The 19,399-nt window shown below is 37.2% G+C and carries 16 protein-coding genes; 15 read left to right on the top strand and 1 reads right to left on the bottom strand.

What is annotated here, in order from left to right:
* The first annotated feature begins 3 nt into the window (after positions 1 to 3).
* Positions 4 to 936 (top strand): NAD-dependent epimerase/dehydratase family protein, encoded by a 933-nt coding sequence (locus AC13EX_RS09595; protein ID WP_482892495.1) that lies wholly within the window; start codon positions 4 to 6, stop codon positions 934 to 936.
* Between the two features lie 303 nt (positions 937 to 1,239).
* Here the strand turns inward: AC13EX_RS09595 and tnpA are convergent, their stop codons facing one another.
* A complete protein-coding gene (gene tnpA, locus AC13EX_RS09590; protein ID WP_482892494.1) occupies positions 1,240 to 1,707 on the bottom strand; it encodes an IS200/IS605 family transposase in 468 nt (155 codons plus the stop codon).
* 520 nt (positions 1,708 to 2,227) lie between these two features.
* Here tnpA and AC13EX_RS09585 point away from each other — a divergent pair.
* The 14 genes from AC13EX_RS09585 (at position 2,228) to AC13EX_RS09520 (ending at position 19,234) form a co-directional block, all read left to right on the top strand.
* Positions 2,228 to 3,184 (top strand): MraY family glycosyltransferase, encoded by a 957-nt coding sequence (locus AC13EX_RS09585; protein ID WP_482892493.1) that lies wholly within the window; start codon positions 2,228 to 2,230, stop codon positions 3,182 to 3,184.
* 205 nt (positions 3,185 to 3,389) lie between these two features.
* Positions 3,390 to 4,556: a DegT/DnrJ/EryC1/StrS family aminotransferase gene (locus tag AC13EX_RS09580; RefSeq protein ID WP_482892492.1), complete on the top strand. Its 1,167-nt coding sequence runs from the start codon at positions 3,390 to 3,392 to the stop codon at positions 4,554 to 4,556.
* 10 nt (positions 4,557 to 4,566) lie between these two features.
* Complete coding sequence (locus AC13EX_RS09575) at positions 4,567 to 5,154, top strand: sugar transferase (RefSeq protein WP_482892491.1); 588 nt, start codon at positions 4,567 to 4,569, stop codon at positions 5,152 to 5,154.
* 28 nt (positions 5,155 to 5,182) lie between these two features.
* Positions 5,183 to 5,761, top strand: a complete 579-nt coding sequence (locus tag AC13EX_RS09570; RefSeq protein WP_339709648.1) for an acetyltransferase — start codon at positions 5,183 to 5,185, stop codon at positions 5,759 to 5,761.
* A 757-nt stretch (positions 5,762 to 6,518) separates the two neighbouring features.
* Positions 6,519 to 8,441: an SDR family NAD(P)-dependent oxidoreductase gene (locus AC13EX_RS09565; protein WP_482892528.1), complete on the top strand. Its 1,923-nt coding sequence runs from the start codon at positions 6,519 to 6,521 to the stop codon at positions 8,439 to 8,441.
* Between the two features lie 1,101 nt (positions 8,442 to 9,542).
* Positions 9,543 to 11,480, top strand: coding sequence for a polysaccharide biosynthesis protein (locus AC13EX_RS09560; RefSeq protein WP_482892490.1), 1,938 nt, complete (start codon positions 9,543 to 9,545; stop codon positions 11,478 to 11,480).
* A 276-nt stretch (positions 11,481 to 11,756) separates the two neighbouring features.
* A complete protein-coding gene (locus AC13EX_RS09555; protein ID WP_482892489.1) occupies positions 11,757 to 13,163 on the top strand; it encodes an anthranilate synthase component I family protein in 1,407 nt (468 codons plus the stop codon).
* Between the two features lie 24 nt (positions 13,164 to 13,187).
* Positions 13,188 to 13,766 carry an anthranilate synthase component II gene (locus tag AC13EX_RS09550; protein ID WP_048642664.1) on the top strand — a complete coding sequence of 193 codons (579 nt, stop codon included), beginning with the start codon at positions 13,188 to 13,190 and terminating at the stop codon, positions 13,764 to 13,766.
* A 3-nt stretch (positions 13,767 to 13,769) separates the two neighbouring features.
* Positions 13,770 to 14,780, top strand: a complete 1,011-nt coding sequence (gene trpD, locus AC13EX_RS09545; protein WP_048642665.1) for an anthranilate phosphoribosyltransferase — start codon at positions 13,770 to 13,772, stop codon at positions 14,778 to 14,780.
* Positions 14,781 to 14,782: 2 nt separating this feature from the next.
* On the top strand, positions 14,783 to 15,604 hold the full coding sequence (gene trpC, locus AC13EX_RS09540; protein ID WP_482892488.1) for an indole-3-glycerol phosphate synthase TrpC: 822 nt from the start codon (positions 14,783 to 14,785) through the stop codon (positions 15,602 to 15,604).
* Positions 15,601 to 16,254, top strand: coding sequence for a phosphoribosylanthranilate isomerase (locus tag AC13EX_RS09535; RefSeq protein WP_482892487.1), 654 nt, complete (start codon positions 15,601 to 15,603; stop codon positions 16,252 to 16,254). The genes trpC and AC13EX_RS09535 overlap by 4 nt, the downstream gene beginning before the upstream one ends.
* A 6-nt stretch (positions 16,255 to 16,260) precedes the next feature.
* Positions 16,261 to 17,439 (top strand): tryptophan synthase subunit beta, encoded by a 1,179-nt coding sequence (gene trpB, locus AC13EX_RS09530; protein ID WP_339709667.1) that lies wholly within the window; start codon positions 16,261 to 16,263, stop codon positions 17,437 to 17,439.
* A 5-nt stretch (positions 17,440 to 17,444) separates the two neighbouring features.
* Positions 17,445 to 18,218 carry a tryptophan synthase subunit alpha gene (gene trpA / locus AC13EX_RS09525; protein WP_482892486.1) on the top strand — a complete coding sequence of 258 codons (774 nt, stop codon included), beginning with the start codon at positions 17,445 to 17,447 and terminating at the stop codon, positions 18,216 to 18,218.
* Positions 18,215 to 19,234, top strand: coding sequence for a bifunctional 3-deoxy-7-phosphoheptulonate synthase/chorismate mutase (locus AC13EX_RS09520; protein ID WP_339709673.1), 1,020 nt, complete (start codon positions 18,215 to 18,217; stop codon positions 19,232 to 19,234). The genes trpA and AC13EX_RS09520 overlap by 4 nt, the downstream gene beginning before the upstream one ends.
* Positions 19,235 to 19,399: the final 165 nt, after the last annotated feature.

The raw sequence follows: 19,399 nt of genomic DNA, 5'->3' as shown, positions 1-19,399 counted from the left end.
ACCATGAAATTAGTAATAACCGGCATTTCAGGTTTCGTAGGCCAAAACCTATATAAATTCCTGAATAATAATGGCAAAGGAGATATTCTATCGCTAAGTAGAAACGCTGGGGATGGAAAAGAGGTTTTAACCTATGAAGGTTTCTTTGCTGACTCCACCGTTTCAGCATCTCATTATATTCACCTAGCTGGAAAAGCACATGATTTAAAAAAGACAAGCGACGATCAGGCTTATTTTGATGTTAATTTTGGCTTGACAAAAAAGCTTTATGATAGGTTTCTAGCAGATCCTGAGGCAAAGAACTTTGTGTTTATTAGTTCTGTCAAGGCATGTGCGGATACAGTAGAGGGTTGGCTTACAGAAGAAACGAAATGTGATCCTGTTACCCCTTACGGGAAATCCAAACTTCAAGCGGAGGAATACATACTTAAGAACCTGCCTGCTGACAAACAGGTATATATCCTTAGACCATGCATGATTCACGGTCCAGGAAATAAAGGTAATCTTAATTTACTATTTGCCTTTGCTAAAAAAGGGTTGCCATTTCCATTGGCTGCCTTTGATAATCAACGTTCTTTCTTGTCAGTGGACAATCTTTGTTGGGTTATTCTCCAATTATTAAATAAAGACATTCCATCAGGGGTTTATCAGGTAGCAGATGAAGGTACCTTCTCTACCAATCAATTGATCCGATTAATGGCGGGCTCCCTAAACAAGAAAGCAAGACTTTGGAAGATACCTACCTCATTGATTATTGCGGGTGCAAAGGTAGGGGATAAGCTTCATTTGCCTCTTACTTCCGAGCGCTTGAAAAAATTAACTGAAAGTTATAAGGTGAGCAATAAAAAATTACTAAAGCAGTTGGGCAGTACATTGCCGCTAAGTGCTGAAAAAGGCTTAAAGAAAACCTTTGATTCTTTTAAAGCTAACAAATGATATAAATTGCCAATTACCCAAAACAATTGATAAGCTACCGGTTTTCCGTTTTGGATTGCTTGTAGCTTTTTATTTTTAAATTCACCTATCCTGAATTTTGGCTAAAGCCGAATGATTTGGTTTATAGTAAAGAATGGGCTAAAGCCCAATCCTATTGAATTTTTTGTTTATTGGTTAAAATTACCAAAAGGATAAAGAACCTCTATTCATAAATTGCTCATTTCTTCAGTTGGATACAGTATACAGCCACCTTATTAATGAAATGCCTCCTGCTTCAGCTGAAGAAATAATAAGAATTCTTTTTCATGAATTGCCTCCTGCTTCAGCTGGAGGTAAAAAGGGTTCTATAAATATCCTTGGCTTTAGCCAAATCGCTTCATATTCTTCCTGAAATGTATTTCGTTTATGATGCTCTTCTTGATTTCTAATATAATCCCTGACCTTGTTAAGCTTTGATTCAGAAACAGAAACTGCAAAATATTCATCCTGCCATTCAAATTTCTCTTGGGTAAGCTTATTTTTATTGATCCAAAAAGAAGATTCTCCTTTAATCAATTGCATTATTTTTTGAATGGTTTGGTCTATTCCTAAAGATATTAGGCAGTGACAATGGTCTGAGTGTCCGTTGATGTGATCTATAAAAATCCCTTTTTTTACCGAATTTTCTTTAATATGCTTCCAAACCTTAATTCTTAATTCTCTTGAATCAAGGAATGGCAACCTACCTTTGGTGCTCCAAACAAAATGGATATAAACTTTTACAATTGGCATTCGTAAAATGGAAAATTGTTTGATTAAATTTAATAAATCCTCCGAAATATACTCCTATATCTAGCTAAAATGTAGGGCAATCAATTTACATTCTATTACCATCTATAGTTAAATCACGCCGTACTCCATCTAACTTTACCTGTCCTAAATTCTGGCTAAAGCCGAATTAATTGGTTTATATTAAAGAATGGGCTAAAGCCCAATCCAATTGAATTTTTGGTTTATTGGTTAAAATTACCAAAAGGATAAAGAACCTCTATTCATAAATTGCTTATTTCTTCAGTTGGATACACTATACAGCCACCTTTTTAATGAATTGCCTCCTGCTTCAGCTGGAGGTAATATAGTTTCTATAAATATCCTTGGCTTTAGCCAAATCTTTTGTTCTTGAATTTCCCTTTCCCTTTGAGATTTTGACGATCTAGCCTGTTCTCTAACCCGAACTCAAATCAATAATAAACCACTGACACTAGAGTTTTTTAAAGTTTCCTTATATTTGCGCTTCCAAAACCAAATTTTTATGTACTATTTTATTCTTTTTCTATTGCTTTTAGCTGCCCAGCTAGTCTATTTTCAAATTGCGAAGAAATTTGCCATTATAGATAAACCCAATGAACGTTCCTCTCATACCAAACCTACGATCAGAGGAGGGGGAGTTGTATTTGTATTGGCTGTTTTTCTAGCTTGGGTAATGGGGGCAGCAACATGGCCATTGGCTTTGGGAATATTGCTGGTAGGTGTAGTGAGTATGGTAGATGATATTCAGCCTTTGCATCAACTGCCTAGAATTACCGTGCATTTATTAGCGACAGGTCTATTAATCTTTGACATCAGTCAGGGTACCTCCTTAGGGTACTGGATTCCGGTCCTCTTCTTTTTATTGATAGGGTGGACCAATTTATTTAATTTTATGGATGGCATCAATGGAATTACGGTATTATATGCCCTGGTTTCACTGCTTACATTCTATCAACTTCCTTTCTTGGCTTCAGATCAGGAATTGATCGTTTTGGTAGGCATGTCATGTGTTATTTTCGCTTGGTTTAATGTTCGTAAAAAGGCCAAAACCTTCGCTGGTGATGTAGGTAGTATTAGTATGGCAATGGTACTAGGCTACCTGATGATTAAAGTTGTTTTTATTACGGGAAATCCATTTTATTTGTTTTTCTTTAGTTTGTATGGAGTAGATGCTTGTATGACCATTTTTGTCCGCTTGTCCAAACGGGAAAATATATTCCAACCACATCGTACTCATTTGTATCAGTACCTTGCCAATGAAAAAGGATTCAATCATTTGGTCATTTCATTTGCCTATGCATTTTTGCAATTGTTTATTAATTTTCTCTGGTTATATGCCATTGGTTTGGAAGAAATTCAATGGGTACCCGGATTGATTTTTGTTGTCATTTTACTTCTTTTTTATTATTTTTTACGTAAATATGCCAAGCCTGCAGAAAAAAATATTGAACTCAGCTAAATTTTACTTTTTATCAAAAATTTAAAAATTAAATTTTAAATTAGGAAAAGTGTATGTTCAATAATTAAAACTGTAATTGGATTTTGTTGATTTTAAAATTAGAGTTTAAGCGTTATTAGTTTAAAAAAAACCTTTTGGTATTGTTTCTGAATCGCTTAGATTTGCCTTCTATCCTTTTACTATGGCGGGTAGCAAATGTTTAAAAATGACTAAAGAAAAAGGAAAAATTTATTTGTCTTCTCCTCAATTTACAGGTGAGGAAATTGAATTTGTACAGCGTGCTTTAGATCAAGAAAACATAGCTACAAATGGAATTTTTATCAGGCAATTTGAGCAAGCGATTGAAAACCGGTTTAAATCCCAACACACTGTAGCCTTAAACTCAGGAACTTCTTCCATTCATCTTTCACTACATTTGTTAGGAGTGGGAGTGGGAGATGAAGTGATCTGCCAAACCTTTACCTATATAGCCTCTACAAATCCGATTTTGTATTTGGGTGGCACACCGATTTTTGTGGACAGTGAGGAAAGCACATGGAACATGTGTCCTGAGAAATTAGAACAAACCATAAAAGAACGTATTGCTAAAGGTAAAAAACCAAAAGCTATTATTGTTGTTAACCTTTTTGGTATGCCTGCAAATTGGCCCAGGTTATTAGAAGTAGCCAAGACTTATGACATTCCTTTAGTAGAAGATGCAGCAGAGTCCGTGGGCTCAAAAATTGGAGACCAGTTTACCGGGACTTTTGGAGATTTAGGCATCTATTCCTTCAATGGGAACAAAATCATTACCACAGGAGGTGGCGGTGCCTTATTGACCAATAACAGATTTTGGGAAAAAAAGTCTCGATACCTTTCTACACAGGCAAAATTAGATTTCCCTCATTTTGAACATATTGAAATGGGGTTCAATTATAAAATGACCAATATTTCTGCTGGTATTGGCTTGGCACAATTGGCAGTGTTGGAAAACAGAATCCAAAAAAGAAGAAGCATTTACGATTATTATAAATTGAATTTAGCTTCTTTACCGGGAGTAATGTTCTTGAAAGAGCCTGAAGGTTATTTTTCTAATAGGTGGTTGACTACCATCGTTATTAATCCGGAAATTACCGGTTTTGAAGTTACTGACTTGCGAGAATTTCTATTAAAGGATGGGATTGAATCCAGATTTTTATGGAAACCAATGCACCTCCAACCCATGTATAAGGGAGCAAGCTATTCTGGAGGTGACATAGCAGAAAATTTGTTTTCAAATGGTATTTGTTTACCAAGCGGATCAGGATTGGTTGAGATGGACCTTGATAGAATTATCAATGTTGTTTATAGATTACATAAAGAGGTAATCTGGAACTCTGAGAAATCGGTTTAATGAGGGGATTATGACTAAGCGGTTATTTGATTTAATAGTTTCTTTTGTCTTGCTTGTCTTTTTTATACCAATTATGCTGTTTATTTCTGTAGTGCTTTTTTGGGAATACAAGGGCAAAGTTTTTTTTATACAGAAGAGAACTGGTAAAAATGGAAACATTTTTTATTTGCTTAAATTCAAGACCATGTCGGATACTTGCAGTGCTGATGGTCATCTTTTGGCAGATGCATACAGATTGACTCCAATTGGTGCGGGTTTAAGAAAAACTTCTTTGGATGAATTGCCACAATTAATTAATGTGATAAAAGGCGAAATGAGCCTTGTAGGTCCGAGACCTCTACTTCCGGAATACTTGCCTTTGTATTCATCGGAGCAAAATAAAAGACATGAGGTTTTGCCTGGAATTACTGGTCTAGCACAAGTGAAAGGGCGTAATACCATTGATTGGAACACAAAATTCAAATATGATGTTTGGTACGTTCGCAATAAAAATTTTTTATTGGATCTAAAAATTTTGCTTTGGACGGTCAAGCCCATTCTTATGCGGGAAAATATAAATTTTAACAATACCGTGAGTGCAGAAAGATTTACGGGCTAAAAATTCTAACCTCAAACCTCAATTTTACATGTATATATTCGGAGCCTCAGGCCAAGCGAGAGCAATAATAGACATTTTGGATCCTGATATAAAAATCTCAGGTGTATTTGATGATGACCCTAAAATTAAAGATGTACTTGGCTTTAAAGTGAATGGGCCTGTTCCTGAGGATTTCGAATTTGATGCACCACTGTTTATTGCGATTGGAGATAACAAGCGCAGAAAGCTTTTGCAAGAGAAGTTTCAGAAAAGAACCAGTTTCGGTATCATAGTGCATAAGTCAGCAATTGTTAGCAGACGTACTACAATTGGTGAAGGAACAGTAATAATGGAAGGAGCCATAGTAAAAGTAAACACATTTATTGGCAAACAAGTGATAGTAAATACCAGCTCATCGGTAGATCATGATTGTGTAGTAGGAGATTATGTACATATAGCTCCACAAGCTACTTTATGCGGGGGCGCTGAAATTGGTGAAGGTACACTTGTAGGTGCAAACAGTACGGTATTGCCAGGTGTGAAGGTAGGGAAATGGTGCACAATAGCTGCAGGCGCAGTAGTAAGTAAGAACCTTCCGGATGGGGCTATTAAGAGGAGACAAGATTAAATCATTTTCACTATTTTTTAATGGCCTATTTCTGGCCTCTAAAAGTATTTTAATTATAGAATTGGACTAATAAGCTACCAAGAATTTCTAGTCCTTTCAATTTTGTACATTTTTAAATACCCTTATTATTTATAATACCTAAAGAGAAAGACTCTTCAGGTAAATACAGTATATTTGCGGTTGATTATAGGATAAAAATAGTTTTAAGTACTATTTATCTTGTTTCTTTGTCAATTAATTTCAATAAACGATCAGGAATAGTTTTTATACTTTCAAATTCTATTTTACGATAAACCCCGTAAAATAGGAGTTTTCATAGCTAAAAAATCGTAGTAATATAGATCAAAACTTATTTGGGGATTTATTTATAACAGGTACATGAAGGTCATATTCTTTTAAAATAATGTTTTAGATGGTTTGATTGAAAATGGCTTGTTTGAACCCTTTCCCCGCTTGAACTATATAAGGTTTCGGAAAATATAAAATCCTGCCTTATTAAGGTGATCTAAGAATAAGTACCTATTAACAATAGGGTATGTTACTGATTTGATTGTATAAATTAACGCCTAAACTGGGGTTGATTGTAGCTTGGCTATTGCTTTAAGTGAAATTATTAGGTTAGTTAATAAATTAACTACTTCGTAATTTTTCGCTGAATACTATAGTTTTATGGGTTTTATATTATATTTACTTAGTTCATAATTTCGGTATATATATTGCTTAATTATTAGTTTAAATTTCAACAGATTTGGAAAAAGTGCTAACATCAAAATTAAACCCACTCAGGAATTTTTTAAAGAACGACAAACATATTCACCCTTTGCTCATTTTATCGGTGGATATTTTTATAGTATTTGCTTCCTTTTCTTTTGCCTATTTAATCATTGGTGGATTTGGTTTTGACCAAATGGAGTTTGTACCTTATATATTGGTGACCGGTTGCTTTTGTGCCATAGCCTTGCCGGTGATTTATTTTTCAAAACTGCATACTGGACTGCTTAGGTATTCAAATTCCACAGACCTCTTCCATATCTTTGTAGCCGCATTGGTCTTTACCTTATTGTTTATTGTTTTCTATTATGGTATAGGGCAACGCTGGATCTCATTGAATACTAGGTTTTTGATGTTGGTCTTGCTCGTTAATTTCTTTATTGTCTCCACTTTATTGATAGCCTTTAGATTATTGGCCAAAGCGACTTTTCTAATTCTGATGAGTAAAATGACCAATAGAGCAATTCATAGGGTGTTGATTTTTGGCTCTGATCAAAATGCGGTATTGGTTAAACAGGCATTGACCAATGATCCCGACATCCACTATATAGTGGAAGGATTTATAAGTACAGATAGAAGTATGCTCAATAATTACCTTGAGCAAAAGAAAGTCTATCATATTAAAGAGCTTGGCAGGCTTGAAAAGCAAAAAAATATTCAGGAACTGTTAATCACCAACGAAAACCTGAATGAAAGGGAAAAACGGGTAGTGATTGAAAGATGCATTCGTTTGGGAATTAAAGTGCTCACCATACCACCGGCTAAAAACTGGCTTTCTGCCGAACTGCCAAGTAAGCAGATCAAAAAGCTCCGAATTGAGGACTTGTTACAACGTAAACCAATTGTAATAGATCAACAAAAGGTGCAAAGTGACCTTGAAGGTAAAAGGGTTTTGGTGACTGGTGCTGCTGGATCTATTGGTTCTGAAATTGTCCGACAAGTGCTCTCTTACAAACCTGCCTTGCTGATATTGTGCGACCATGCAGAATCACCCTTGCATGAGATACAACTGGCCATGGAAGATGAATTTCCAAACGCTAAAATGGAAGTAGTCCTGGCAGATGTGAGCAACTATGAAAGGATGCACAAGCTTTTCAATGTGTGTAGGCCTCAGATCGTCTATCATGCTGCTGCCTACAAGCATGTGCCAATGATTGAAAACAATCCATTTGAGGCCATATCGGTGAATGTAGGAGGGACAAGAAACATTGCCGATCTGTCTGCGTTTTTTGAAGTGGATAAATTTGTAATGGTTTCTACTGATAAAGCAGTTAACCCTACCAATGTTATGGGTGCTTCTAAACGATTGGCAGAAATCTATACCCAATCTCTTAATGGATTGGAAACCTGCAAAACAAGGTTTATTACCACGCGGTTTGGAAATGTTTTGGGTTCCAATGGCTCAGTAATACCACGTTTTCGTACGCAGATTAAGAATGGTGGACCAATAACAGTTACCCATCCTGATATTACAAGGTATTTTATGACCATACCGGAAGCCGTTCAGTTGGTATTGGAAGCCGGCACCATGGGTAAAGGTGGTGAGATCTTTGTTTTTGATATGGGTAAGCCTATGAAAATTGTTGATTTAGCCAAAAAAATGATCCAACTGGCGGGTTTAGAAGAAGGTAAGGACATTGATATTGTGTACTCCGGTTTACGGCCTGGAGAGAAGTTGTATGAGGAACTACTTTCTTCTGCTGAATTAACGCTTCCCACACATCATCACAAGATTAGCATAGCCAAAGTACTTGAATACCCTTATAGGGAAGCTAATGCAGCGATTAGTGAATTGCTCGTTATTAATAAGCATCATGACAATACTTCTGTTGTCCTCAAAATGAAACAAATTATCCCGGAGTTCCTCAGTAAGAATTCCATTTATGAGGATTTGGATAAAAAGGTTTAATACATTCATGCCTTAAGGTAAATTTAGATGGGAGATATGGCTTGTTTTGCCTTGACTTAGTATATTATCCTAATCGTTAAAAATTAAATCTTCTGACTATTAAGGCCTCATCATTATTTTTTGATAAGCGGTTGGTTATACAGACCATTTACCGTAGCCTAGTGACTTTGTTTTTTTAATAGAATAATCAGGTGAATTAGCACCACTTTTATGCAATGGTCAACATTATGTTGGAACCATTATAGCATTAATTTTTTCTTTTATACCCCATCCACGCAGAGGTTTACAACAGGCTTAGCACTATAGGTTGAAACCAATCAATATCAAGTGTTTCTATGCTACCTTCAATTAACATTCCTGTTCAACAGGACTAAACTTCAGTTCTATAGTCCAAATTCTGGTTGCTTTTTTCTCTTCTCGTTACCCTTACTTCCCTATTTTATCGATACATATACCACTTAGCCTATTACAAAATTTGGCTATGGAAGTGAAAATAAAACTTTATTTCACTCTATTTGTAAGGATTTTTCTCTCAGAGAAATAATTTATTTCTATAAAATTTTAATTTTTATCTCAAGAAATTTTTAAAGAGAAATGCAATAAATACTGTGTGAAAAGTATAAATCAGTATTCAAACGAAAATTTTGTTTAAATCACATAAAAAAAATAAAGAATTGTTTGAGTTCCATTTTTATTGCTAATAGTACATTTTAAGTTATTTTAGTATATTTGGGGAGTTTTAAAAAGGCTTAGAATTTAATTGGTTTTTCATTAAAATCGCTTTGAAAATTAAACTAGAATTAATCATTTTATTCACATACCACTTTTCTGAAAATTATGCGAATGGTTCATTTTTACGGTAACGGTAGGATTTCAAAAAATAAGCAAATAGTTTATAATTATTAGGATTTTTCAGTAACTTCAATCAATTTTATTTGAGCTAATTGGTTTAAAACTAGCGTATTAAAAGGGTTTGTTGAGGTTGCTAGTTTTTATAGATTCAAAGATGAATAATTTAATTTGAGCAATTTTTAACAAGACTTAATTCCCAGATTAATAGAAACGCCCCATTTTATGGGACTTTTATAACCAACCTTTTTTATGATCAACTTTAACAAAAAAATCAACATTTTACCCAGATGGATTATCGCTTTTCTGGATGGATTTATTATGTTTCAATGTGCGATTTTTGCATTTTGGCTTAGGGCCAATTTTGATTGGGTCGCATTGGCTGATTATCAGGTAGGCAGGGCAGCGGTTGCCTATTTATTGATCGGATCTCTGGTCATGTTTTTCACAAAGAGTTATGTGGGCATTGTTAGGCATACATCCCTAAGTGATGGCTTATTGCTTTTACGTACCACAGTGATAACCGGAGTTTTGGCTTATTTGTTGGATATTGGCTACAGTATGTATGTAGTACCCGGCATGCATTTTCTTCCTTTATCCGTACTGGTCATAACTTCAGTGCTTTCCTTGTCCCTCTTGATGGTGTACCGACTTTTTGTTAAGGAGGTTTTTAGGCTTATCAAGAACAAAGTAGAACCAGATTTACCGGAAAAGGATGTTTTAATCTTTGGTGCCGGAGAAGCAGGTATTTTGATTCACCAAGCCATATCAAAAAGTAGCCAATATAAATTTAACGTTCATGGATTTTTGGATGATGACCCGTCCAAACAAAAGAAAAAAATTGAAGGCGTAAGGGTACACGGTGGACTGGAATTATTGGATACCTTGGTGAAAGAAAAGGGAGTGAAAGAGTTGATTATCTCTGTGCTTGAGCTTTCTCCTGCTAGAAAAAGAGAAATAATCGATAGATGTATCACACTTAATATACATGCGCTTACCATTACGCCTGTAAATGAATGGGTTGATGGCGGTGCTAAAACAGGTAGCCTTAGAGAGGTAAATATTGAAGATCTCCTTAGCAGGGATGCCATTATGTTGAAAAATAAAAATGTAGCCAGTTATCTCCAAGGCAAGACCATATTGGTGACAGGTGCTGCAGGTTCTATAGGTAGTGAGATATGTAAGCAGGTTGCACGTGCCAATCCTGGTTTTCTAATTATGCTGGATAAAGCTGAATCTCCGCTTCACGAACAAGAAATTCGCTTGGAAAGTGAGTTTCAGGATTTAGGACTTCAAACCGTTTTGGCTGATGTTACGGATGAAGCTACGCTGGATCACTTAATGAAAACGTATAGGCCGGAAGTGATATTTCATGCTGCTGCTTACAAGCATGTGCCAATGATGGAAAGGTATCCTGTGCAGGCGGTTAGGTGCAATATATTGGGTACTAAAACAGTGGCAGATTTGGCCGTGAAATATGGTGTGGAGAAATTTGTCTTGGTGAGTACGGACAAGGCAGTGAATCCTACGAACGTGATGGGAGCCAGTAAGCGAATTGCAGAGATGTATATTCAAAGCCTTGATAAAAAATTAAGGGAATCCTCCAATGGTGGAACCCGATTTATAACAACGAGATTTGGGAATGTTTTGGGTTCAAATGGCTCAGTAATTCCATTGTTTAAAGAACAAATTAAAAAGGGAGGACCTTTAACGGTTACTGACGCGAATGTTACCCGTTATTTTATGACCATTCCTGAAGCTTGTGACCTTGTATTGGAAGCGGGTGTGATGGGAAATGGTGGTGAAATTTTTGTTTTCGACATGGGGGAGCCGGTTAAAATTATAGATTTGGCTCGAAAAATGATTCACCTTAGTGGCAAAAAACCTGATGAGGATATCATGATCCGAATCACAGGCTTAAGACCTGGTGAAAAACTTTATGAAGAGGTGCTAAATGATCAGGAGAAATCTCTAGAAACGCATCATCCTAAAATCAAGATAGCCCAGGTAAGACCTGGCAATTTCAATGAAGTAAATCTAGAAATCGCATTATTGATGGATATGGAAGGCAATGAAGGTGAAATGACCTTGGTAGGGCAAATGAAGAAAATGGTACCTGAATTCTTAAGTCATAAATCTAGATTTGAGGCCATTGATCAAAAAGCGATAGCCCAAGAATTAAAACCTTAAAAGGAATTGTAAGCCAAACCAAATTTGGAGGGATATAATGGCTTAACTTTCCTTTAGGTAATTTGAATTGAAAATTAAATTAAAATACCTTTTTAAAATGATCCCCCTTTTCTATATTTGTTGATCGTTATGAAAAAACAAAATCAAAATTGGTGGTGGCTTTCTTACTTCTTCTAAAGGGGAAACAGCTAACTATTGCCAAATTTTGATCAATCAGATATACTTAGGCTTGCTGGACTCCCGGCAAGCCTTTTTTTTATTTTAAATACCCAAAAAATGAATAAAATAAGAATCAAAACCCGGTATAAAAAACTATTGGCGGATACCATCACCCCGGTGGGTATCTACCTTCAGATTCGTGATAGGTACAACAATACGATATTGTTGGAAAGTTCTGATTATCATGGAAATGAAAACAGTTATTCGTACATATGTTGCGAACCAATGGCTACTTTTTCTTTAATCAATGATGAAGTTCACCAATCTTTACCCGGGGAGCCTACCTCAGTAAAGAAACTTGATAAAAAGGACAATATCATGGATGAGCTTAGGCAGTTTGGGAATTCTTTTGAGGAAGAAAAGATAGACTTTAAGTTTATTACAAATGGCTTGTTTGGGTACATTCAATATGATGGAGTAAGCTTTTTTGAAGACATACAAATCAATAATCCGAAGCCAAGCTCAACCCCTTTGATTCACTATGCGGTTTATAAAAACATGATCGTTGTGGATCATTTCAAAAATGAACTGTATATTTTCGAACACTATCTGGAAGGAGACGGAGAGCAGTCAGGTATCCCAAAGATTGAAATGATACTCAACAATAAGAATATACCAAGTTATTCTTTTAGTCTTGATGGAAAAGAAAGTTCCAATTATACTGACAATGAGTTTCTTGACATATTAGCTAAAGGAAGGGAACACTGCTTTAGGGGAGATGTATTTCAAATAGTGTTGTCACGTTCATTTTCCACAGGGTTCAAAGGAGATGAGTTTAATGTTTATCGGGCATTGCGTTCCATAAATCCTTCTCCTTATCTGTTTTACTTTGATTATGGTTCCTACAAGATATTTGGTAGTAGCCCGGAAGCACAAATTGTGGTAAAGGGAAATAAGGCTACAATTTATCCTATTGCTGGCACCTTCAAACGTACAGGAAATGACAAAGAAGATGCAGAACTGGCAGTTAAGCTATTCGATGATCCTAAAGAAAATTCTGAACATGTAATGCTGGTTGATTTGGCCAGAAACGATCTCAGTAGGTCTTCTGAGAAAGTAAATGTTGAGGTTTTTAAAGAGATACAATACTATTCTCATGTCATTCACTTGGTATCCAAAGTTACAGGAGAATTGCCCAATGGAGCTAATCCATTACAACTAGTTGCAGATACCTTCCCGGCCGGCACCCTTTCTGGTGCTCCTAAATACAGGGCCATGGAACTTATTGATGAGCTTGAAAATAGTGCTAGAAAATTCTATGGTGGGGCCATTGGATTCTTAGGCTTTAATGGAGACTTTAACCATGCCATTTTAATTCGATCATTTGTATCGGAAAACAATCAATTGAGATTTCAGGCAGGAGCAGGGGTAGTGGCCAAGTCCTCTATTGAAAGTGAGCTTCAGGAAGTAAGCAATAAACTGGAGGCACTTAGGGTTGCCTTGAAGTCCGCTGAGACAATTTAAATTTTACTAGAAAAGGATTTACAAATGAAAATACTGGTACTGGACAATTACGATTCTTTCACCTATAATTTGGTGTATATTATCCGAGAGTTGGGATACGGAGAGTCGATGGATATCATTAGAAATGATAAAATAAGCCTTGAGGAAGTGGATGCCTACGATAAAATCTTGCTTTCCCCTGGTCCTGGCGTTCCTTCAGAAGCGGGTATAATGCCTGAATTGATCAAGAAATATGCACCAACAAAAGATATATTGGGAATATGCCTCGGAAATCAAGCCATCGGAGAGGCTTTCGGAGGAGGATTGATTAACCTTACGGAAGTAGTGCATGGGGTTGCTAGCAAGATTAAAATTAAAGCTGACCCATTATTTGAAGGTTTGCCTGAATATTTCACAGTTGGAAGGTACCACAGTTGGGTAATAGATGCGACTATCCTTCCAGAGGAACTAGAAGTGATCTCTAATACTCCGGATGGGCAAATTATGGCCGTCAAACACAAGAAATTTGATGTTAGAGGTTTGCAATTTCATCCTGAAAGTATTCTTACAGAACACGGTGTACAAATAATCAGAAACTGGCTTGAGGGCAAAAAAAATAACTAATCAATGAAAGAAATACTTAACCACCTAATAGAACATAAAACCCTTAACAAAGAGCAGGCTAAGGGGGTATTGAAAGAGATGACTTCTGGTGAGGTTAATACCAGTCAAATGGCAGCCTTTCTGACCATATTTATGATGCGTAGTGTGAGGGTTGAAGAGTTGATGGGATTTAGGGAGGCCATGTTAGAAAGATGCATAGCCGTAGATATCCCTGAGTATGATGCTATTGATTTGTGCGGTACGGGAGGTGATGGCAAGGATACATTTAATGTCTCCACTTTGGCATCATTTATTGTAGCAGGTGCAGGTCAGCCTGTGGCAAAACATGGCAATGTAGGGGTGTCCTCTATTTGTGGTTCATCCAACTTACTTGAATATTTTGGTTATGAGTTTACAAATGATATTGACAAACTGAAAAGCAGTTTGGATAGGGCAGGGATTTGTTTTCTACATGCTCCTCTATTTCATCCGGCCATGAAGCACATTGGTCCTGTTAGAAAGGAATTAGGTGTTAAAACCTTTTTCAATATGTTGGGCCCAATGGTCAACCCTAGTTTCCCTAAAAAACAATTGGTAGGCGTCTTCAGCCTTGAATTAGCAAGGTTGTATGGGTATTTGTACCAAAACAATGATGTCAGGTTTAGTGTACTTCACGCCCTTGATGGCTATGATGAAGTCTCTTTAACAGGAGATTTGAAATGGATATCCAACAGTGGCGAGCAAGTAATCAGCCCTGAAGAATTGGGTTTTAAAACGATAATGCCTGAAACGATTAAAGGAGGAAAAACCATCAAGGAATCCGCTACCATTTTTATGGATATATTGGAAGGTAAGGGGAGTGCTGAACAAGAAGCAGTGGTAATTGCAAATGCGGCAATTGCCCTGACTACCTCCAAACCAAGTTGGAGCCTTGAAACAGCTAGAGACAAGGCTACTGAAACATTAAAGAATGGGACAGCTCTTAAGGTTTTCAAAGAATTGATTAGCCCAAAAACCTCTATAAATATCAGTTGAAAATGAATATACTGGAAAAAATAATTGCCCGAAAAAAAGAGGAAATAGCCGAAAGGAAAGCCTTGTATCCACAAAAATTATTGGAGAAAAGTCTATTCTTCGAAGGGAAGGTGGTTTCGATGAAGAAGTATGTCACTGATCCTGAAAAGACGGGTATAATCTCCGAATTTAAAAGAAAATCCCCATCAAAAGGATTGATCAATGGAACAGCAACGGTGGAGCAAACTACCATTGGCTATATGCAGGCTGGAGCTTCAGCATTGTCCATTTTAACAGATAAAGATTTCTTTGGTGGAAGTGAAGCGGATCTTGGCTTGGCCAGAAAGTTTAATTTCTGCCCAATTCTCCGCAAAGACTTTATGGTGGATGAGTACCAAATAATAGAATCCAGGTCAATAGGAGCTGATTGTATTTTATTAATAGCTGCGGCACTACCTCAAAAAAGACTTTTTGAATTGGCGGCCTTTGCCAAAAGTCTTGGATTAGAAGTGTTATTGGAAGTTCATGATAAGGAAGAATTAGAACAAAGCCTCAATGAAAATGTTGATTTAGTGGGTGTGAATAACCGCAACCTGAAAACATTTGAGGTAAACACCCAAACCTCTTTGGATTTGGTGGGAGCAATTCCTGATACATTTACCAAGATATCTGAAAGTGGACTTTCTGATCCTGCCAAATTGGTCCAATTGAAAAATGCTGGTTATGATGGCTTTTTGATTGGGGAAAATTTCATGAAAACCATTAGGCCTCATCAAGCAGCATATAATTTCATGCAGCAGTACAGGCGATTATTGAAGGCATCAAAAGAGCAAGTAAAGGCATGATTCTCAAAGTTTGTGGTATGGCCGATCCAGAGAATATTTCAGGATTGACACATATTAATGAGGTAGATTGGATGGGGATGATCTTTTATCCGCCATCAGGGCGCTATGTGCCGAATTTCGGTCAAGAACCTACCTTTTATAAGCAATTGAGCATTCATAAAGTGGGGGTTTTTGTCAATGAGAATACCGATGAGATCCTAAAGAAAGTAACTGATTATGGCTTGTCCATGGTGCAGTTGCATGGAGATGAATCTCCGGAGCAACTTAAAGCGATCAGAGAAAAATCAAATGTGAAGCTTATCAAAGTCTTTCGTGTGGGGGCAGATTGGAATTGGCAGACGCTAGAACCCTACGAAGCACTGGTTGATTATTTTCTATTTGACACTGATGGGCCCTCTTATGGAGGCACCGGACACCAGTTTAATTGGGAGCTATTGAATAATTATCCTTTTAAAACCTCTTTTTTGTTGAGTGGAGGAATAGCCCCTGAGGATACCGAAAGTCTTAAAAATTGTTTCCGAAAATTCCCTGCCATGGTAGGCATAGATATCAATTCAAAATTTGAGATTTCAAAAGGCATTAAAGACCTGGAAAAGATAAAGCTATTTACAGCAGCAATTAAAGATGATGTTGTATCAAAGAAAAATTAAATACCAATGATAAAAATTGATGAAAACGGATTTTACGGTGATTTTGGGGGAGCATATATCCCTGAAATGCTGTACCCTAATATAGAAGAGCTCAGAGAAAATTATGAGCAGATTATGGCTTCCGAAGCTTTTAAAACAGAATTTGATAGTCTCCTAAAAGATTATGTAGGGAGACCAACACCTCTGTTTCATGCCAAAAGGTTGTCAGAGAAATACGGAGCTAAGATTTACCTTAAAAGAGAAGACCTCTGTCATACAGGTGCTCATAAGATCAACAATACCATCGGTCAGATTATCCTAGCTAAAAAGCTAAATAAAAAACGTATTATAGCTGAGACTGGAGCAGGTCAGCATGGAGTGGCAACAGCCACGGTTTGTGCGCTAATGGGCATGGAATGTACGGTCTATATGGGGGCAATAGACATGGAGAGGCAAAAACCAAATGTGGAGCGAATGCGAATTCTTGGTGCCACGGTAGTGCCCGCCAACTCCGGGAGTAAAACCCTAAAGGATGCTACCAATGAAGCCATGCGTCAATGGATAAACAATCCTGTGGATACGCATTATATCATCGGATCAGTGGTAGGTCCTCACCCTTACCCTGAAATGGTAGCCAGGTTTCAGTCCGTTATTTCCGCTGAGATCAAAACTCAATTATTGGAGAAAGAAGGAAGGGATAATCCTGATATTGTCATAGCATGTGTAGGGGGTGGAAGCAATGCCGCTGGAGCATTTTTCCATTACTATAATGATGAGAGGGTTCGTTTAATCGCAGTAGAAGCAGCAGGATTAGGGGTGAATTCCGGAAAATCAGCTGCCACTACCCAATTGGGGAAACCAGGGATTTTACACGGAAGTAAAACTTTGTTGATGCAAACTGAAGATGGGCAAGTAGTAGAGCCGCACAGTATATCCGCAGGCTTGGATTACCCTGGAATAGGTCCTGTTCATGCGCATTTATTTGCCTCAGGAAGAGGTGAGTTTTTGGCTGTTGAGGATGAAGATGCCATGAAAGCAGGTATAGAATTAAGCAGGTTGGAAGGTATTATTCCAGCCATCGAGTCTGCACATGCTCTTTCTGCATTGAACCAGCTGAAATACAAAGCATCTGATACAATTGTCATCAATTTGTCCGGAAGAGGTGACAAGGATTTGGAAACGTATATTAAATGGGGGAATTACTAATGGCTATGAATAGAATAGAAGAATTATTTAAAAATAAGGAAGGAAATATTCTTTCAATATATTTTACTGCAGGCTATCCTAACCTGAATGATACCATGAGTATTATGGAGGCCATAGAGGACGCGGGAGCCGATATAATTGAGATTGGAATCCCATATTCTGACCCCGTAGCCGATGGACCAACCATACAGGACAGCAATACCATTGCATTAAACAATGGAATGACCCTTAAAATCTTGTTTAACCAATTGGCAGAGTTACGAGGGAAATTAAAAATACCAGTAATTCTGATGGGCTACTTAAACCCTATAGTTCAATATGGTATGGAGGATTTTTGTAAAAAATGCCAAGAGGTTGGGGTAGATGGCTTAATTGTTCCTGATCTTCCAATGAAGCAATACATCGATTCTTATAAAGGATTGTTTGAAGCGTATAATCTAAGAAACACCTTCCTTATATCTCCTCAAACCTCCCCGGAAAGGATCCGTGAGATTGATAGAGAGACAGATGGTTTCATATACATGGTTTCTTCTGCCAGCATAACTGGAGCGAAAAAAGACGTTAGCCCCGAACAAATAGCTTATTTTGAAAGGGTAGCAGAAATGGGACTTAAAAACCCAAGGCTTATAGGTTTTGGAATTTCTGACAAGGCTTCCTTTTCAACGGCTTCCTCACATGCCCAAGGCGCAATTATTGGTAGTGCTTTCATTAATGTTTTGCGTGAAGCAAAAAACCTAAAAGAAGAAATCAATACATTTATTAAAGGCATTCTATCATGATCATACAGCTAATTTCTGATATTAGTACACAGGCCAAAGAAAATCTAATTCAAAAAGTCAATAGTATAGGTTATAAGGTTACCGAAGTTAAAACCCAGGCGGGGAATTACCTGATAGGTATAGGGAAAGCAACTTATGACATTAGGAAAATTGGCGCAATGGAGGGGATTTTGGATATCCATGTCGTTTCTGATGAATACAAGCTGGTTTCTAAAAAATGGAAAGCCAAGCCTACTAGTGTTGACCTTGGTGATGGAATTGCAATCAAAGACGGTGACATGGCCATTATATCCGGTCCTTGTTCCATAGAGTCAGAGGAGCAAATAGAGCGTGTAATTGCCCACCTAAAAGAGAATCAGGTCACCATGATGCGAGGTGGGGTTTTCAAACCAAGAAGCAGCCCTTATGCCTTTAGGGGTTTGGGTATGGAAGGTTTGAAACTTTGGCACCAACATGCAAAGGCAGCTGGGATAAAAATTGTAACAGAAGTCATGCAGGTATCTCAAATTGAAGAAATGCATGATTATGTAGATGTTTTTCAAGTAGGCGCCCGCAACACACAAAACTTTAATTTGCTGGATGAATTAGGGAAAATTGATAAAGCAGTCCTTATTAAAAGAGGGATTTCAGGTACTATAGAAGAATTGCTTCAATCTGCGGAATATGTATTTTCAGGGGGCAACGAGAAACTAATTCTTTGTGAAAGAGGAATCCGTACTTACGAAAGAGCAAGTAGGAATACTTTGGACTTGAATGCCGTTCCAATTCTTAAATCAAAATCACATTTACCTGTTGTAGTAGACCCTTCACATGGTATAGGAATCAGGGATTTTGTACCTCAAATGGCTTTGGCAGGAGTGATGGCAGGAGCAGACGGTATAATCTATGAATCGCATGAATATCCGGATAAAGCCTTTTCTGATGGGCAGCAAACCTTGAATTTTACTCAAAGTAGTGAGTTGATAGGTTATATCAGGAAAATTTTTGAAGTGAGAAAGACTTTTGATTTACATTAAGAGGACTGGACCAAACGCAAAATCAGCTACGCACCTGCAATTCCTATAAGCACAAAATCCCCCTTTAGGGCAAGAAAGGGGGATTTCAACGCAAACATTCTAAAATATAAAGCTAGTAATAGTAGGAAATTCCCGTAGTAATTCCCCTTACCCACTTGAAGGGGT

The organism is Cyclobacterium sp. L-R (assembly GCF_056859355.1).
Note: the sequence above shows the minus strand (reverse complement) of the source record. Positions and strands in the feature narration are given on the sequence as shown.

What these genes read in the sequence shown, in the direction of transcription:
- AC13EX_RS09555 (WP_482892489.1), top strand. Translation starts at nt 11,757, where the DNA reads ATGAATAAAATAAGAATCAAAACCCGGTATAAAAAACTATTGGCGGAT.
- trpA (WP_482892486.1), top strand. Translation starts at nt 17,445, where the DNA reads ATGAATAGAATAGAAGAATTATTTAAAAATAAGGAAGGAAATATTCTT.
- AC13EX_RS09520 (WP_339709673.1), top strand. Translation starts at nt 18,215, where the DNA reads ATGATCATACAGCTAATTTCTGATATTAGTACACAGGCCAAAGAAAAT.
- AC13EX_RS09580 (WP_482892492.1), top strand. Translation starts at nt 3,390, where the DNA reads ATGACTAAAGAAAAAGGAAAAATTTATTTGTCTTCTCCTCAATTTACA.
- AC13EX_RS09595 (WP_482892495.1), top strand. Translation starts at nt 4, where the DNA reads ATGAAATTAGTAATAACCGGCATTTCAGGTTTCGTAGGCCAAAACCTA.
- trpB (WP_339709667.1), top strand. Translation starts at nt 16,261, where the DNA reads ATGATAAAAATTGATGAAAACGGATTTTACGGTGATTTTGGGGGAGCA.
- AC13EX_RS09570 (WP_339709648.1), top strand. Translation starts at nt 5,183, where the DNA reads ATGTATATATTCGGAGCCTCAGGCCAAGCGAGAGCAATAATAGACATT.
- trpD (WP_048642665.1), top strand. Translation starts at nt 13,770, where the DNA reads ATGAAAGAAATACTTAACCACCTAATAGAACATAAAACCCTTAACAAA.
- trpC (WP_482892488.1), top strand. Translation starts at nt 14,783, where the DNA reads ATGAATATACTGGAAAAAATAATTGCCCGAAAAAAAGAGGAAATAGCC.
- AC13EX_RS09560 (WP_482892490.1), top strand. Translation starts at nt 9,543, where the DNA reads ATGATCAACTTTAACAAAAAAATCAACATTTTACCCAGATGGATTATC.
- AC13EX_RS09575 (WP_482892491.1), top strand. Translation starts at nt 4,567, where the DNA reads ATGACTAAGCGGTTATTTGATTTAATAGTTTCTTTTGTCTTGCTTGTC.
- AC13EX_RS09550 (WP_048642664.1), top strand. Translation starts at nt 13,188, where the DNA reads ATGAAAATACTGGTACTGGACAATTACGATTCTTTCACCTATAATTTG.
- AC13EX_RS09585 (WP_482892493.1), top strand. Translation starts at nt 2,228, where the DNA reads ATGTACTATTTTATTCTTTTTCTATTGCTTTTAGCTGCCCAGCTAGTC.
- tnpA (WP_482892494.1), bottom strand. Translation starts at nt 1,707, where the DNA reads ATGCCAATTGTAAAAGTTTATATCCATTTTGTTTGGAGCACCAAAGGT.
- AC13EX_RS09535 (WP_482892487.1), top strand. Translation starts at nt 15,601, where the DNA reads ATGATTCTCAAAGTTTGTGGTATGGCCGATCCAGAGAATATTTCAGGA.